This is a genomic window from Pinirhizobacter soli (assembly GCF_015905305.1).
In the GTDB taxonomy this organism is placed as follows: domain Bacteria; phylum Pseudomonadota; class Gammaproteobacteria; order Xanthomonadales; family Rhodanobacteraceae; genus Pinirhizobacter; species Pinirhizobacter soli.
In genome coordinates this window covers 1708257-1722153 of the sequence record NZ_JADZLQ010000001.1, presented here as the reverse complement: position 1 = coordinate 1722153, position 13897 = coordinate 1708257, and the positions used below count along the sequence as shown (strand labels likewise).

Sequence of the window (13897 nt, the reverse complement as noted above, 5' to 3'; positions counted from 1 at the left end):
GTCAAATGCGGGGGAAAAAGTCTTTGGCACCAATCTTGTATGGCTAGCGGACCATTGTCGTAACGCAGCGCGCGCGAGGAGGGCGAATGCGGGACTACCTGATCGTCTTTGCCGTGCTGGTGCTGCACGCCGTTTCCGTGAGCGTGGCTCCGGAGATCGGCATGGCGCTGTCGTACTTCTTTTTCGGCGCCTTCGGCGTTGCCGCGGGTGCCGCGGCGGTGCATCGCGCCCTGACCTCAGGCCGGCGGCCGGACCCACGCTGGCTGGCGTTGGCGCTGACCATGGCGCTTTGGCTGTGCGGCGTAGCGTTGTCGGCCCGGCAAAGCTATGTGCTGGACAACGCCAATCCCGCGCCCGGCGACAGTATGTTCTTCTACATCATCTACGTGGTGCCGGCGCTGGTGACGCTTTCGTCATCGCCGGTGGCCGCTCGCAAGCGCTGGGCGCTCGGCATCGACCTGGTGCTGGCCTGCATGCTGGCGACGCTGTTCTATGCACGGGTGTTTGCGTTGGTGACGATGGAAGGCGCGGCGGGAAGGCCCGAGGCCGAAGCCATCGCCACCATGCTGGACATCGAGAATATCTTCCTGGCCGTCGCTGCCACCGTTCGCCTGCTCGCCGCCGAACGGCAGCGTGATGCGGTGTTCTATCGCGCGGTTTCGATCTTCTTTGTCGCGTACACGCTGGTGGTGGGGTACTACAACCATTTCGTGGCGTTGGGTGACTACCCCGACTTCGGATCGTCCTGGGACGTCATGCTCGACATTCCCTTCGCTGCGTGGCTGCTGGCGGCGCGGCGCGGGGATGGTCACGGGCGTGTTCGCTGGCGGCCGCCGGTATTCCTCGTGCGCTTCGTGCAAAGTGCCAGTCCCGTGTTCATGGCCTTGAGTGTGCTTACCTTGGGGTTGATGGTGATGAACGATCACCCGGGATTGGGCATGGCTGCCTGCGCCGCCGCGGTGCTGGGGATCGGTTTGCGCAGCACGTTGACGCAAGTGAGCCTGGTGGAAGTGGAGTCGCGCCTGACAGCGCGCCAGGCCACCCTTGAGGGCCTGGCCTTCCGGGACAGCCTGACGGAGCTGGCCAACCGCCGCGCGCTGGACGCCACCTTGCTCACCGAGTGGCACCGCACGGTTGAACGCAACGAACCGGTCGCCTTGCTGATGATCGATATCGACTTCTTCAAGCAGTTCAATGATCGCTACGGACACCTGGAAGGCGATGAATGCCTGCGCCGGGTGGCATCGGCGCTGGCTACCCGCATCGGTCGTGGCGAAGACTTCTTGGCCCGGTACGGCGGCGAGGAATTTGCGGTGGTTGCGCCGGCTACCACCCTCGCTGGCGCCCACCAGCTGGCACAGGCGCTGCGCGACACCGTGCAATCGATGGGTATCAAGAACGACGGAAGCCCTTATGGCATCGTCACGGTAAGCATCGGCGTGGCCGTGGGTATGGAATCACCCGATGCAGGACCGCTGAGCCTGCTGCAGGCGGCCGATAGCGCCCTGTATCGTGCCAAGGCCGGCGGCCGTAATGCGGTGGCCGCCGCTTAGCCCGCCTGCAACCGGGCGCGTTCTTCAAGCGTACGGACGGCGCCGGGAATGCCCGTGGCGTCGGCCACTTCCACCATGCGGTCGGCATCGTCGATGGCGGCGCCCGTCTCGTGGGCCCATGTAACGTGGTACGGCATGTAGACGCCCCAGGCCCCGAGCGCCACCACCGGCGCGATATCCGAGCGCAGGGAATTGCCCACCATGGCGAATCGTCCGGGCTCAATGTTGAACTCGCCAAGCACGCGCGCGTAGGCGCGGTTGTTCTTCTCCGAGACGATTTCGATGCGGTGGAAGAGGTCGGCGAGTTTCGAGTGGGCGACCTTGTGCTCCTGGTGGAAGAGGTCGCCCTTGGTGATCAGCACGATGCGGTGGCCTTGCGCCACGGCTTCCACGGCCTGGCGGATACCCGGGAGCAGTTCCACCGGGTGGTCGAGCACATCCTTGCCCAGCGACACGATACGGTGGATGTCGCGCGCACTGATGCGCTCGCTGGTGACTTGCACCGCGGCTTCGATCATCGACAGCGTCATGCCCTTCGCGCCATAGCCGAAGCGTGCCATGTTGGCCTGTTCGATAGCCAGCAGCCGTTCGTGCAGGCGAAGGTCGGCCAGGTCCACGTAGTTGCCCACGATGGCTTCGAATGCGCTGCTGGCAATCTCGAAGTATTCCTGGCTCCGCCACAGGGTGTCGTCGCCGTCGAAGCCGACCAGTTCAATCATGGCTTATCTTCCTTCCACCGACGGGGCGTTACGATACTCCATCGTCCTTGCCGGAGCTTATCGATGCTCACCCCCGTGGATGTCCATTGCCCGTACTGTGGCGAGCCGCTGGAATTGCTGGTGGATGCCGGCGAGGATGGCCAGCGCTACATCGAGGATTGCCAGGTGTGTTGCCGCCCGATCAACGTTACCGTCACCGTGGAAGGCGACGGCAGCATTGGCGTGAACGTGCGCAGCGAAAACGAAGGCTAGGTTTTCCGTCCTGCACGCCGCAGCGCGGTCTTGCCCAGCACGGCAAGGTCGCTCTCGCCATCACCCATGGCGACGGTTTCGAGCAACGCATCGTGCACCACGCTTGCCAGCGGCATGGGCACCTTCGCCGTGCCCGCCGCGGCAAGCACCAGGCGGAGGTCCTTGTGCGCCAGCCGTGCGGCGAATGCTGCCGGTGTGTAGGACGAACTGGCGATGCGGGCACCGTAACCTTCGTACACCGGACCCGGAAATACGGTGCCTGTGATCAGCTTGATGAAGGCATCCGGTTCCAGGCCATGCGCGCCGGCAAGTGCCGCCGCCTCCGCCGTGGCTTCGATCGCGGCACCCAGCATGAAATTCACCGCCAGCTTCACCGCGTTCGCGCGCGAGGGAACCTCGCCCAGATGCCAGGTTTTCTGGCCGATGGCGTCGAGCAGGGGCTGGACATGAGCGAGTGTCTTCGCGTCGCCGCCGGCCAGGATGTTGAGCTTGGCGGCCGCAGCGACATCGGGACGACCCAGTACCGGCGCCGCGAGGTAAGCCACACCCTGTGCCTGGTGCGCCTTGGCCATCTCCTCGGCCAGCGCCACTGACACTGTGGCCATGTTGACGTGGACCAGGCCTTTCTTCGCCTGCGCCAGCGCGCCGGAAGCCACGATGGCCTCGCGCACCGCGTCGTCGTCGGCCAGCATCGAGAAAACGGCGTCGCCGGCGAATGCCGCCGCCGGCGAGCCGACCGCGATGGCTCCCGCTGCCTCCTGCGCAGGCCCCGGCGATCGGTTCCACACACGCACCGTATGGCCCGCCTTCACCAGGTTGGCCACGATCGCCCGGCCCATGTGGCCAAGGCCGATGAATCCGATGTCCATCACGGTTCTCCTTCAGGGGAATAACAATCTGCCATCATGCGCTGCTGGACGTTGTGGCGGCGTATGGGCAAGTTCCTTCGGTGATTGATGGGCTACCATCGCCGCATCACCGGCCATCCATCCCGCGGAGCTTTCAGAAACATGTTCGATCACGACTGGCTCGGTTACGGCATCGTCGGGGCACTTGAAATCGGCGCCATCGCGCTCGTCGTCGGCTTCGTGCTGTACGCAGTGCTGCAGGCGATCAAGCGCGATGCAAATCATGGCGTACTGATGGCCTGGTCGTGGATGGCATCCACCGCACTGGTGGGCGCGGTGGATTTCAAGGACCTCTTCTATTTCAATTTCTCGAGGTTCCAGTCGATCCAGCTGCTGCGCCTGCAGCTGGCCGAAGTGCATGATCCCGACGCCATCGGCCTGCGGTGCTTCTTCGTGATGGTGGGTGCGATCGTTGGTGTCGGGTTGGCGTGGCTGATCTTCAGCCTGGCTTTGTGGCGTCGCCGAGGCGATGGCTGAACATCCACGGCCATAGGTCGGGTTCGTCGTAGGCCGGCAGCCACGATCCATGCCCTACGCCTGGGTACTCGGTGTAGCGGACTTCATGGTGGATGGCTTTAAGCGCCTGGTGCATCTGGCGCGATTGTTCCACCGGCACCGAGCCATCGTCCGAGCCGTGGAAAATCCATACCGGCGTAGACCCCATGCGCGAGGCGACCCAGGCGAAGGCGTCCGGGTCCTGGCGCCGGTCGTAGACCCGCTTGAAGGCATCCACGCCGTCCGGTTGGATGCCCCCGCAGATGACGGCGGCCGCGGCGAAGGTGGCCGGGTATTGCACCAGGAGTTCCCAGGCGCCGTAGCCGCCCATCGACAGGCCCGTCAGGTAGATCCGTTTACGATCCCCGTCGACAGCCTTGATGGTGTCTTCCAGCGCCTTCATCGCCGCTTGGGTGACCTCGCCACGCCAGAGCTTGTCTTCCGGCGCTTGCGGGATCACCACCACGCCCTGGAAGTCCGGGTGCTTGGCCAGCCACGGTGGCAGCCCCTGGGTCATCTGCGCCTTGTTGTCGGAGCCGCGCTCGCCCGAGCCGTGCAGGAAAAGCACCACCGGTGGATGGGCCGCTGCTTTGCCGTCGGGCGTGTACACCTGGTAGGGATAAGCGTGGCCGTTCACCGTGACCGTGTGCTGGCTGAAGGCAGCGTGCGCAGGGACGGTGGCAAGACCAAGCACGCAGGACAGCGCGGCGATCATGGGGATGCGCATGGGCGGCTCCTTCAAAGGATGGGGTCGAACAAGCGTGCCACGTGCATGGCAACGCGGGAAAGATAGCGGGTGCGGGCGTAGTCGGCGGGGAGCACTTCCACCGATTGCGCGAAGTCGTCGGCCAGCATGGCTTCGACTTTGCCGGCGAAGGCTAAGTCCACGGTGAGGGCTGCAATTTCGAAGTTCAGCCGGAACGAGCGGTTGTCGAGGTTCATGCTGCCGATCACCGCGGTGTCGTCATCCACCAGCATCACCTTCTGGTGTACGAAGCCGGGCTGGTAACGGAACATGCGGATGCCCGCCTGTACCGCCTCGTGGGTATGGAAGCGCGAGGACAGGAACACCGTGCGGTGGTCGGGCCGGGAGGGAATAAGCACGCGCACGTCCACGCCCCGGTAGACGGCCAGCCGCAGGGCGGCCAGTACGGCTTGGTCCGGCACGAAATACGGCGTGGACAACCACAGCCGGGTACGGGCGACAGCGATGGCCTGGGTGAAGAACAGCGAACAGCTTTCCTGCAGGTCCGCCGGGCCCGTGGCGGCGACAAGTACCGCGGCGCTGCCTTCGCCATCGGGCGGTGGTCGGAACGGTGGCACCTCGCCCGTCACCCAGTACCAGTCTTCGGAGAAGCTGCGTTGCAGCTCGGCCACGGCCGGGCCATCCAGGCGCATGTGGGTGTCGCGCCAGGGCGACAGGGGTGGCCGTGCACCCAGATATTCGTCACCGGCGTTGAGGCCGCCGACGAAGCCGGTGGCGCCGTCGACCACGACGATCTTGCGGTGGTTGCGGAAATTCAGCTGAAGGCGGTTGCGCCAGCGCCGCGTGCGGAACGGACGTACGTCCACGCCTGCCGCCTGCAACGAGGCCACGTAACGCTGGGGAAGGTCATGGCTGCCGATGCTGTCGTAAAGCAAATGCACCGTGACGCCGTTTGATGCGCGCTCCACCAGTGCATCGCGCAGCCGCCTGCCCAGCTGGTCGTCGTGGATGATGAAGAACTGCACCAGCACGTAGTGCCTGGCCTCGGCGATGGCCGCGAACATCGCCGCGAAGGCGGCTTCTCCATTGATCAAGAGTTCCGTGCGATGACCCCCGCTGATGTGCGATGCCAGCATGCGCGCGATCGGTTCGAAGCGCGGATGCACGCCGGCATGGCGTCGCAGGTAGTCTTCGCGCTGCGGCCAGCTGCGGTTGCCGTGTTGCTGGCGGTTGCGGATGCGCAGCAGACGGTGCATGTCGACGTAGCCGGCGAAGTGGCTGCTGCCCAGGAACAGGTAGGGCACCAGCGTGACATAGGGCAACAGCACCAGGCCCAGTACCCAGGCAAATGCGCCCTGGGGCGTGCGTGTATGCATCACTGCATGCATTGCCGCACCGATGCCCGCCACATGCAGGCACAAGGCCACCAGGGTGAGCACCGTGACCAGCATCGTGTGCCGGGCCTTAGCTGATGAGTCGATCGGCCAGGAGCCGCGCCTGCTGGCGGATCTCCGGCATGGCGGTGGTTTCCCATAGCAGGCCGCGCAGCAACGTGCCCATGGCGAACAGGTGCGTCGACGTATTTCCCGCGGCATCGAGCACGCCGAAGGTCGTATCGGCGTCCAGTCCCAGCCCAAGCACGTCGGCGCGCACATGGCCGTTGTCGCACAGCTGGCGCAGCAGCGGATGATCGCCACGCTGCACGTCGGTGTTCAGGCCCACCGTCTGGACCACCAGATCCGCCACGCGCATGCCGTCGGCGCCGTCGATCAGATGCAGGTCGACGTCGAGGCGGCCATCCGGGCGCAGGGTCACATGGCGAAGACGCCCGCGCATGCGCGTAAGGCGACCGTTGTGTTCGAGTGCGTCGACGCTCGCCGCCACCTGTGGCGGCATGCGGTGGCGGGCACGTTCCCACGCCCAGCGTGCATGGCGCAGGAAGCGGGCGCGCTCTTCCATGGGCAATTCATGCCATAGCGCCTGCGTGTGCGGACGCAGGCTGTCAATCACCGGACGCCAATCCTCGCCTTGGCCGGCGGCCTCGCGGATATGCTGCATCCATGCCCGTGCCGCGGGTTCCTCGCGCATTTCCTCGACCAGTTCCGCCCCGCTGTCGGCGGGCGCGGCGGCTTTCACCGGATGTACCTCGGGTGTGTGGCCATGCCGCGATATGGCGGTGAAGCGGGCGTTCGGCCATAGGGAAGCTAAGTCCAGCAGGACATCCACGGCGGTAAGCCCCATGCCGATCAGCATGACTTCGCGAGGCTCGTCGCTTTCTTGCGCGCCGGCCAGGTAGGACCACGGATCGACCACGTAGTTGCCGTGGGCGATGGCGGCCGGGTCCACGCCTGGGATCGGGCGTGGTGGTAGCGAGCCGACGCAGAGCACGGCCCGGTCCACGCGCGAGGATGCCTCGCCCACGAAGATGTCCACGCCGCCAGCGTCGGGAACGACGGCGTCGACGGCGACGGGCACCAGGTTCACCACATGCCCGCGCAGGCGCGCATCGTCGATGGCGCGACGGACCTCCGATTCAACATAGTCGCCGTACAACCGCCGCGGCAGGAAGTCGGCCCCCGCAACCTTGGCATCGATGTCCTGGGCGTAGTCAAGAAAGCCCTGCGGCTTTGCTGCCGTTAGACCCATGGCTGCGGCGCGCACGTTCAGAAGGTGGCGCTCGGATGAGGTGCCGTAGGCCACGCCGCGGGCGAACGGATGCGCCGAACCGGTGTACCAGTCCAGATGCAGTGGGCGGGGGGTTCGCCGCGCCAGCAATTCGCTGACCAGCGTGGCGCCCGCCGCGCCACCGCCGATGACGGCGACTCGTTTAGACATGCATTTTCCTTCTAGGGGACCGTTCGAAGGTCCCGCCGGACGTCAGGCTGTCAGGCGTCCGGCGAGTTCGGACTGCCGCGGGCGGGCAATCCAGTGGTCAGTCGGTCCAGGCTGCTCATAGGCCATGTACTGTGCCAGATCGCCGCCGTAAACATGAAGCGTCAGGGCCGATTCCTGCCGCGAAAGATTGCGGCAGCGATGCACATAGGCGTCGCCCGCGTCGAACCAGGCAGCGTCGCCTGGCCCGAGCCATGTGCGATTCTGGTGGCGCAACTGGCCTGTGGTTTCCTCGCGCAGGAAAGCATCGATCTCCAGGGCGCCGCTCAGCGACATTTCCAGTCCCCACAGGCCGCCATGGTCGTGCACGGGCGTGGCGTAGTTGGCGGGCCAGGACAGTACCAGCACGCTGATGCCCGGCTTGGCATGTTCGGCCACCAGCCAGCGCTCGAAGCCTCGCCGGCGGGCGCGCAACGGCGCCAATTGCTGTTCCAGGGCATGGCCGTCGCGGTGCACGGCCTGGCCCAGTTCGCGCGCCATGCTGGCCAGATCCGGATGCTCGGTGGCACCGGCATCGAAAGCGATGTCACGCAAGGTCTTCAGTACGTGTAATCGCTTGATCATGGGGGATTTCCTGCCGAAAAACGCTACGTCAACGGCGGAAAGTGGATCACGGGGGCCGTTAAACGGACGTAACCCGGCACCAGGGCTCGGCTTGGTACTTCTTTCACTGTCGCCCGGGGCCAGGTGGCAGTAACTTGCAGTCACGCTGCTGGCCCTTCGCCGGCCCCGTACGCCAAACGTGCAAGGAGCTTGCTGTCATGATCGTTGCCGCCATTCTCGTGTTGGGCATGCTGTGGCTGATGGGCGCCGTGGTGGGTGCCGTCTTCAAGCTGGTTTTCGGTCTCATCGGAGGCGTGTTCACCATTATCGGCGGCGCGCTGGGCATCCTTTTCGGCGGCCTGGCACTGGTGGTGATCGGCCCCCTCGTTGCATTGGCAATGCTTCCGGCCCTGCTGCCGGTGCTGTTGGTAGCAGGCCTTGTCTGGCTGATTGTTCGCGCCACGCGCAAACCGCCGGTGATCGTGGTCACGCCCGACCAGGTGCGTCGCTAAAGGCCTCGCACAGGGACCGGAGTTTTACTCCGATCCCTCGGCGGGTTTTAGCCGCCTTGCAAATTGAAGGTCACCGGGATGCGGGCCCATGCCTGCGTCGGCCGCCCTTGCGCGGTGGCGGGCTGGAACCGCCACTTCGACAGCACCTGGTTTTGCGCGGCGCGGTCGAGTTCCGCATGACCACTGCTTGACTCCACCAGCACTTGCAGCGGCTTGCCATCGATATCCACCAGCACGCGCAAGACCACCGTGCCTTGCATATGCATGCGTCGAGCAGCCGAAGGATACATAGGTGCCGGCGCCTGCATGTAGGCGAGGGTGGCTTCGACAGGCCCAGACGGCGCCGCTTCCACCGGTGTCGATGGCGTGGCCGGTGCCGCCGTTACCGGCACGGCATTCACGTTGGTCTCTTCAATCGCCGTCGGTGCCGGCGTCGGTGCCGGCGTGGGTACCGACCTTGTCACCGTGTGATGCGCCGGTGGAGGCGGGATGTCTATCACCGGTACGGGCTTCACTTCGGGAGGTGGACTGATCCACGTGACGATGATCGGCTCGGCGACACGCTTGATGGTTTGCACGAAGTCCGGGGCCATCGGACGGATCACGGCGATGAGGGCGGCGATGTTGAGGGCGATCGACGCGCTCAGTGCGACGATGCGAACGGCATCGGGGTGGAACTGGAACGCGGGGCGTGAAGCGATTGCGGCAGACGACATGGCACACCTCCATCGAGTGGGGGAAGGCAAGCTGCGGTCTTCTAAGGACGCCACGGCTTTTGCCGAGGGGGATGCGTCCGGCTTCAGACTATGCCCACGCCGGGATGCTCCGCAAGAGCCCGGCAAGCCGGCTGTCGGCTGGGTGGTTTAGTGGGCCACCAGCATGGGGATGTCGCTGTTCATGAAAAGATGCCGGGTAGTGCCACCGAGCACCATTTCCGACAGGCGTGAACGCCCCCAGGCGCCCATCACCAGAAGGTCCGCGCCTGCTTCGCGTGCAATGGCCAGCAGCGAGGGACCGGCCTGGTCGCGTTCGGCCGCCGACAGGTGGCGGACCGTCGCCTTGATGCCGTGTTCGCTAAGCCAGTGATCGATGTCTTCGGCGGGCAGCGGATGGGTGGTGGCGTAGGGTTCGTCGCAGCCGTCGAGCACCACCACCTCGTCGGCGCGCTCCAGTAGCGGAAGCGAGGCCCGGATCGCCAGCGCGGACTGCCGGCTGCCATTCCAGGCCAGCAGCACGCGCGTGCCCAGGCCCGTGACCTGGGCCAGCTCCGGTACCACCAGCACCGGCTTGCTGCTGCCGAATACCGAGCGCGAGACATTGCCGAAGCCCACCGGCGCATCGCCGCGGAAACCGCCGCGCTCCATCACCAGCCAGTCGTAGCCGGCCGCCGCATGGCATACCAGCGGCACCACGTCGCCCTCGGCCACCCGCCACCGGCCCTCAAGGCCTGCCTGGGCCAACACGGCATCGAAGGCCCCGCTGGCCGCGCGAGCTTCGTCAGCACGCTGGCGCACCGAATCCATCTGTAGCGGCATGGCTTCGGGAAGCGTGAAGGCGGCCGGAAGCATGTCGACCACGAACAGGGCGTCCAGCCGCGCCTGCATGCGCTGGGCCAGGGCCACGGCGGCAGCGATCGCCGCCCCCTGGAGGGGCAGGCGGGCCACGTGGAGCAGGAGCTCGGTCTTCATCGTCTGTGTCGGCTTCCGCACTTGAAGGGCGTTCGACGACACAATGCCACCGCTCGCGGGGGGTTGCAAAAGGCCGCTACGGGGGTGACCCTCAGGTCATGCGCTCGACCCTGGCGCGCCACCCCACGTTGCGCATGAATCTCCAGGCAAGCCTTTCCCCTCCCGTTTACCGACGCGGCGACGAAGTCGCCAGCAGCCTGATCCACGGCATCGGCATCGTGCTCAGCATCGCAGGGCTCGTGGTGCTGGTGGCATTCGCGGCGCGGTTTGGCGATGCGCGCGCAGTGGTGGCAAGCGCGGTGTTCGGCAGCACGCTGATCCTGCTCTACACCGCATCCACCCTGTACCACGCCATACCTGGCGCGATGGCCAGGCGCGTGCTGCGCACGCTCGATCACATTGCCATCTTCCTGTTGATAGCAGGCACCTACACGCCATTCACCCTGCTGGCGCTGCCCGGCGTCTGGGGCTGGAGTCTCTTCGGCACCATCTGGGCCCTGGCCATCATCGGCAGCATGCTGGAAGTAGGCCTGCTCAAACGCTACCGGAAGGCGGCGGTGTTCCTTTACGTGGCCATGGGCTGGGTGGCGATGATCGCCTTCAAGCCGTTGAGCGAGAGCCTTTCCACTGGCGGTATGGCGCTGTTGATTGCCGGGGGCGTGGCCTACACGGCGGGCGTGCCGTTCTACCTGGCCCGCAAGCTTCCCTATCACCACTCGGTCTGGCACTTCTTCGTGCTGGCCGGCAGCGTGCTGCACTATCTGGCCGTGCTGCTGTATGTATTGCCCAACGCGCCCGCGGGCTAGGCGTTCAGCCGAACACGAAGGCGAAGGCGAACATCCCCAGCATCACGAAGGACATCACCAGTTTCACCAGCGTGCCCACCAGCATGCCGAACCAGGTACTCAGGCCCACGTGTGCCGAACGCAGCACGCTGGTGCCCGAGGCTAATTCCCCCAGCAGCGCGCCGATGAACGGCCCAAGCAACAGCCCGGGCAGGCCGAAGAACATGCCTACCACCGTGCCGATGGCAGCGCCCCACAGCGCGCGGCCGCTGGCGCCGACGCTGCGCGCGCCCAGGAGCCCGGCGACGAAGTCCATGGCCATGCCGATGGCACCGGCCACCGCGATGGCCACCAGCCACCACAGGCCAAGATGCTGGTAATGGTCCACACCCGCGGCCAGCCAGATGCCGGCGAAGATGAGCGGGATGCCGGGAAGCGCCGGCAGGATCGCCCCCGCAACGCCAGCCACCATCAGCAGCGCCGCCACCACATAGAGGGCGACGTCGATCATGGCGTGGCGAAGCTGTCGCGATAGTCAGGCTTGAGCCATGGGGCGAAGACGCGGATGGGTACGTCCACTGTCTGCGTACCGGCGACATAGGCCGCCACCTGGTAGGGCGGAAACAGGATGGTGAGGTTGCCCGCGCGGCCATCGTGGCCCGGCGAAAGGGTAAAGACGTCGAAGTGGTGCTGCCCCGGCTGCGTACCGTCGTTGATCGCCTCTGCACTGGATGCCAGCGGAGCGTTGTCGTCCAGGCGCGTCAGCAGTTGTCGCCGCGCCTCCGCGGCCAGCGCCGATTCGGCGGCGGCGGGGTCGGTGAAGAGGTCGTCGAGCGACACCAGGCGTCGGGCCAGCGTGTCGTAGGTGAAGGTATCGAGGATCGGGCTGGGATGGGCGCCCCCGGTGAAGGATGACCCTTGGGCCTGCACGCTCACCAGGCGGCCGGCCTGGCCCAGTACTTCGATGTCCAGATCAAGGTCCCAGGGCAGCTGGTGGGCCTGCTCGCGTGCGCCGGGTTGCTTCAATCCAGCGAGGAAATTGGTCTTTTTTTGCGCCACATAAGCCTCAAGACCCTGCCGCAGCGGGCTCCAGTCAGGCTTGAGCTTGGGCAGGCGGGCCTCGATGGTGTAAAGGGTGGGCTCGCTGTATTGGGTATGCTGCGCGGCCGAAGGCATCGACGCAGTTGCCTCCGGTGCATGGCCGCCTTGGCAGGCGGCCAGCACGGCACAGGATGCCGGCACGGCCAGCCAACGTTGCATCATCTGTCCATTTCTCCCTCGATGATGTGACACGTTACCCGACGTTGCGTGACTTGCGAAGGAATGGTGTGGAAAAGGACGAAATCATCTTGCTCAAGGCCGATGAATTGGGCCGGATCGAATGCCACCGTCGCGGCGGCGTGATGGTGATCGTCCGCAATATTGCCGCGGCCCGCTGGTGGGCTCGCCGCTTTGCCCGGAATGCTGCCGCGCGCGAGGCCAGGGCACTCGAACGCCTGGAGGGCATTGACGGCGTGCCGCGGCTGCTGCGCTTCGATGGCCGGGTGCTTGAGCGCAGCTTCATGGCCGGAGCTCCGATGCAGCAGGCCCAGCCGCGCAACGCCGCCTATTTCCGGCAAGCCCGGCGCCTGCTGGCCTCGTTGCACCGCCGCGGCGTGGTGCATAACGACCTGGCCAAGGAGCCCAACTGGTTGGTGCGCGACGATGGCACGCCGGCGATGGTGGACTTCCAGCTGGCCTTCACGCGTCGCCGCCGGGGCCGACTGTTCCGCTTGCTGGCACGCGAGGACATCCGGCACCTGCTCAAGCACAAGCGCACCTACTTGCCGGAATTGCTCACTCGGCGCGAGCTGCACATCCTTGCCACGCCGGCGATGCATGCCAGGGTGTGGCGGCAGACGGCCAAACGCCTGTACAAGCTCATCGCGCGCAAGCTCTTCGGCTACTGGGACAACGAAGGCCAGGGCCGCGTCCGGCGTTAATCCGCAGCACGCGCGTTATTTCTCGACGAAGGCACGCTCGATCACGTAGTCGCCGGGTTCCCGCGTGCGCGGCGAGGCATGGAAGCCGCGCCCATCGAGCAGGGCGCAGGTGTCCTCGAGCATCGCCGGGCTGCCACACAGCATCACGCGGTCGTGAGCGGGATCCAGCGGCGGCAGGCCCGTCACGCGCGCCATGTCGCCGTCGGCAATGGCGTCGGTGATGCGTCCGCAATTTCGGAAGGGTTCGCGCGTGACCGAGGGGTAGTAGATGAGTTTCTCGCGCACCAGATCGCCCAGGTAGTCGTGGGCGGGTAGTTCCTGCTCGAGGTAGTGGGCATAGGCGAGGTCGGCGATGTTGCGGACGCCATGGGCCAGCACCACGTGCTCGAAGCGCTCGTAGGTTTCCGGGTCGCGCACGATCGACAGGAAGGGTGCCAGGCCCGTACCCGTGCCCAGCAGGTAAAGCCGCTTGCCGGGCTTCAGGTCGTTGAGCACCAATGTGCCGGTCGGCTTGCGCGACACGATCACCGGATCGCCGGGCTTGAGGTGTTGCAGCCGCGAGGTAAGCGGGCCGTCCGGCACCTTGATCGAGAAGAACTCCAGGTGTTCCTCATAGTGGGCGCTTGCAATCGAATAGGCGCGCATCAGCGGCCGGCCATCCACTTCCAGGCCGATCATGACGAAGTGCCCGCTCTCGAAACGGAAGCCCGGATCACGGGTCGTGCGGAAACTGAAGAGCGACTCGTTCCAGTGATGCACGTCGATGACGTGCTCGGTTGCCAGTGCCACCATGGGAAGGAAGGTTCCTTTCGGCGCCCTTGCGCCAGTCAACTGCGTATTCTAGCTGGCTTCGCAGCGACAG

At 65.7% G+C, this 13897-nt stretch carries 17 protein-coding genes; 6 read left to right on the top strand and 11 right to left on the bottom strand.

All coding sequences use genetic code 11. The features are described 5' to 3' along the window. The first annotated feature begins 86 nt into the window (after nt 1-86). Nucleotides 87-1553, top strand: a complete 1467-nt coding sequence (locus NDK18_RS07480; protein WP_250627435.1) for a GGDEF domain-containing protein — start codon at nt 87-89, stop codon at nt 1551-1553. Here the strand turns inward: NDK18_RS07480 and NDK18_RS07475 are convergent. After that, complete coding sequence (locus NDK18_RS07475; protein WP_250627434.1) at nt 1550-2272, bottom strand: HAD family hydrolase; 723 nt, start codon at nt 2270-2272, stop codon at nt 1550-1552. The two genes, NDK18_RS07480 and NDK18_RS07475, sit on opposite strands and share 4 nt — an antisense overlap. Nucleotides 2273-2335: 63 nt before the next feature. On the opposite strand from NDK18_RS07475, the gene NDK18_RS07470 reads away from it, so the two are divergent. Then, a complete protein-coding gene (locus NDK18_RS07470; RefSeq protein WP_250624916.1) occupies nt 2336-2524 on the top strand; it encodes a CPXCG motif-containing cysteine-rich protein in 189 nt (62 codons plus the stop codon). On the opposite strand, the gene NDK18_RS07465 is transcribed toward NDK18_RS07470, so the two are convergent. After that, entirely contained in the window at nt 2521-3393 is an 873-nt protein-coding gene (locus NDK18_RS07465; protein ID WP_250624917.1) for an NAD(P)-dependent oxidoreductase, read from the bottom strand. The genes NDK18_RS07470 and NDK18_RS07465 overlap by 4 nt on opposite strands. A 141-nt stretch (nt 3394-3534) precedes the next feature. On the opposite strand from NDK18_RS07465, the gene NDK18_RS07460 reads away from it, so the two are divergent. Further along, nucleotides 3535-3909, top strand: coding sequence for a hypothetical protein (locus tag NDK18_RS07460; protein ID WP_250624918.1), 375 nt, complete (start codon nt 3535-3537; stop codon nt 3907-3909). Here the strand turns inward: NDK18_RS07460 and NDK18_RS07455 are convergent. Genes NDK18_RS07455 through NDK18_RS07440 form a run of 4 tightly spaced genes read right to left on the bottom strand, consistent with a single transcriptional unit; the run spans nt 3872 to nt 8089 of the window. Further along, a complete protein-coding gene (locus NDK18_RS07455; protein WP_250627433.1) occupies nt 3872-4654 on the bottom strand; it encodes a carboxylesterase family protein in 783 nt (260 codons plus the stop codon). The genes NDK18_RS07460 and NDK18_RS07455 overlap by 38 nt on opposite strands. Before the next feature lie 11 nt (nt 4655-4665). After that, nucleotides 4666-6084, bottom strand: a complete 1419-nt coding sequence (gene cls, locus NDK18_RS07450) for a cardiolipin synthase (protein WP_250627432.1) — start codon at nt 6082-6084, stop codon at nt 4666-4668. Nucleotides 6085-6097: 13 nt separating this feature from the next. Beyond that, complete coding sequence (locus NDK18_RS07445; RefSeq protein WP_250627431.1) at nt 6098-7468, bottom strand: FAD/NAD(P)-binding protein; 1371 nt, start codon at nt 7466-7468, stop codon at nt 6098-6100. Nucleotides 7469-7510: 42 nt separating this feature from the next. Next, the gene (locus NDK18_RS07440) at nt 7511-8089 is read right to left on the bottom strand and encodes a cysteine dioxygenase (protein ID WP_250624922.1); all 579 of its coding nucleotides are present in this window, start codon (nt 8087-8089) and stop codon (nt 7511-7513) included. 197 nt (nt 8090-8286) lie between these two features. Here NDK18_RS07440 and NDK18_RS07435 point away from each other — a divergent pair, with 197 nt between their 5' ends. Then, complete coding sequence (locus NDK18_RS07435; RefSeq protein WP_250624923.1) at nt 8287-8580, top strand: hypothetical protein; 294 nt, start codon at nt 8287-8289, stop codon at nt 8578-8580. A gap of 47 nt (nt 8581-8627) precedes the next feature. Here the strand turns inward: NDK18_RS07435 and NDK18_RS07430 are convergent, their stop codons facing one another. Both NDK18_RS07430 and NDK18_RS07425 read right to left on the bottom strand, forming a co-directional pair. Continuing rightward, the gene (locus NDK18_RS07430) at nt 8628-9296 is read right to left on the bottom strand and encodes an energy transducer TonB (RefSeq protein ID WP_250627430.1); all 669 of its coding nucleotides are present in this window, start codon (nt 9294-9296) and stop codon (nt 8628-8630) included. 147 nt (nt 9297-9443) lie between these two features. Beyond that, entirely contained in the window at nt 9444-10268 is an 825-nt protein-coding gene (locus tag NDK18_RS07425) for a universal stress protein (protein WP_250624925.1), read from the bottom strand. 134 nt (nt 10269-10402) lie between these two features. On the opposite strand from NDK18_RS07425, the gene trhA reads away from it, so the two are divergent. Then, complete coding sequence (trhA, locus tag NDK18_RS07420) at nt 10403-11074, top strand: PAQR family membrane homeostasis protein TrhA (RefSeq protein ID WP_250625878.1); 672 nt, start codon at nt 10403-10405, stop codon at nt 11072-11074. 4 nt (nt 11075-11078) lie between these two features. On the opposite strand, the gene NDK18_RS07415 is transcribed toward trhA, so the two are convergent. Together NDK18_RS07415 and NDK18_RS07410 are read right to left on the bottom strand one after the other, a co-directional pair. Further along, a complete protein-coding gene (locus NDK18_RS07415; RefSeq protein WP_250625879.1) occupies nt 11079-11561 on the bottom strand; it encodes a DUF456 domain-containing protein in 483 nt (160 codons plus the stop codon). Continuing rightward, nucleotides 11561-12316 carry a DUF3298 and DUF4163 domain-containing protein gene (locus tag NDK18_RS07410; protein ID WP_250627429.1) on the bottom strand — a complete coding sequence of 252 codons (756 nt, stop codon included), beginning with the start codon at nt 12314-12316 and terminating at the stop codon, nt 11561-11563. The genes NDK18_RS07415 and NDK18_RS07410 overlap by 1 nt, the downstream gene beginning before the upstream one ends. 140 nt (nt 12317-12456) lie before the next feature. On the opposite strand from NDK18_RS07410, the gene NDK18_RS07405 reads away from it, so the two are divergent. Beyond that, nucleotides 12457-13035 carry an RIO1 family regulatory kinase/ATPase domain-containing protein gene (locus NDK18_RS07405; RefSeq protein WP_250625880.1) on the top strand — a complete coding sequence of 193 codons (579 nt, stop codon included), beginning with the start codon at nt 12457-12459 and terminating at the stop codon, nt 13033-13035. Between the two features lie 15 nt (nt 13036-13050). Here NDK18_RS07405 and NDK18_RS07400 read toward each other — a convergent pair whose 3' ends face one another. Further along, nucleotides 13051-13827 (bottom strand): ferredoxin--NADP reductase, encoded by a 777-nt coding sequence (locus tag NDK18_RS07400; RefSeq protein ID WP_250624927.1) that lies wholly within the window; start codon nt 13825-13827, stop codon nt 13051-13053. Between the last annotated feature and the right edge of the window lie 70 nt (nt 13828-13897).

Coding starts and splice junctions, on each gene's coding strand:
- NDK18_RS07445 (WP_250627431.1), bottom strand. CDS start 7,468: ATGTCTAAACGAGTCGCCGTCATCGGCGGTGGCGCGGCGGGCGCCACG.
- NDK18_RS07400 (WP_250624927.1), bottom strand. CDS start 13,827: ATGGTGGCACTGGCAACCGAGCACGTCATCGACGTGCATCACTGGAAC.
- NDK18_RS07435 (WP_250624923.1), top strand. CDS start 8,287: ATGATCGTTGCCGCCATTCTCGTGTTGGGCATGCTGTGGCTGATGGGC.
- trhA (WP_250625878.1), top strand. CDS start 10,403: ATGAATCTCCAGGCAAGCCTTTCCCCTCCCGTTTACCGACGCGGCGAC.
- NDK18_RS07480 (WP_250627435.1), top strand. CDS start 87: ATGCGGGACTACCTGATCGTCTTTGCCGTGCTGGTGCTGCACGCCGTT.
- NDK18_RS07440 (WP_250624922.1), bottom strand. CDS start 8,089: ATGATCAAGCGATTACACGTACTGAAGACCTTGCGTGACATCGCTTTC.
- NDK18_RS07410 (WP_250627429.1), bottom strand. CDS start 12,316: ATGATGCAACGTTGGCTGGCCGTGCCGGCATCCTGTGCCGTGCTGGCC.
- NDK18_RS07470 (WP_250624916.1), top strand. CDS start 2,336: ATGCTCACCCCCGTGGATGTCCATTGCCCGTACTGTGGCGAGCCGCTG.
- cls (WP_250627432.1), bottom strand. CDS start 6,084: ATGCTGGTCACGGTGCTCACCCTGGTGGCCTTGTGCCTGCATGTGGCG.
- NDK18_RS07430 (WP_250627430.1), bottom strand. CDS start 9,296: ATGTCGTCTGCCGCAATCGCTTCACGCCCCGCGTTCCAGTTCCACCCC.
- NDK18_RS07465 (WP_250624917.1), bottom strand. CDS start 3,393: ATGGACATCGGATTCATCGGCCTTGGCCACATGGGCCGGGCGATCGTG.
- NDK18_RS07405 (WP_250625880.1), top strand. CDS start 12,457: ATGGTGATCGTCCGCAATATTGCCGCGGCCCGCTGGTGGGCTCGCCGC.
- NDK18_RS07460 (WP_250624918.1), top strand. CDS start 3,535: ATGTTCGATCACGACTGGCTCGGTTACGGCATCGTCGGGGCACTTGAA.
- NDK18_RS07455 (WP_250627433.1), bottom strand. CDS start 4,654: ATGCGCATCCCCATGATCGCCGCGCTGTCCTGCGTGCTTGGTCTTGCC.
- NDK18_RS07475 (WP_250627434.1), bottom strand. CDS start 2,272: ATGATTGAACTGGTCGGCTTCGACGGCGACGACACCCTGTGGCGGAGC.
- NDK18_RS07425 (WP_250624925.1), bottom strand. CDS start 10,268: ATGAAGACCGAGCTCCTGCTCCACGTGGCCCGCCTGCCCCTCCAGGGG.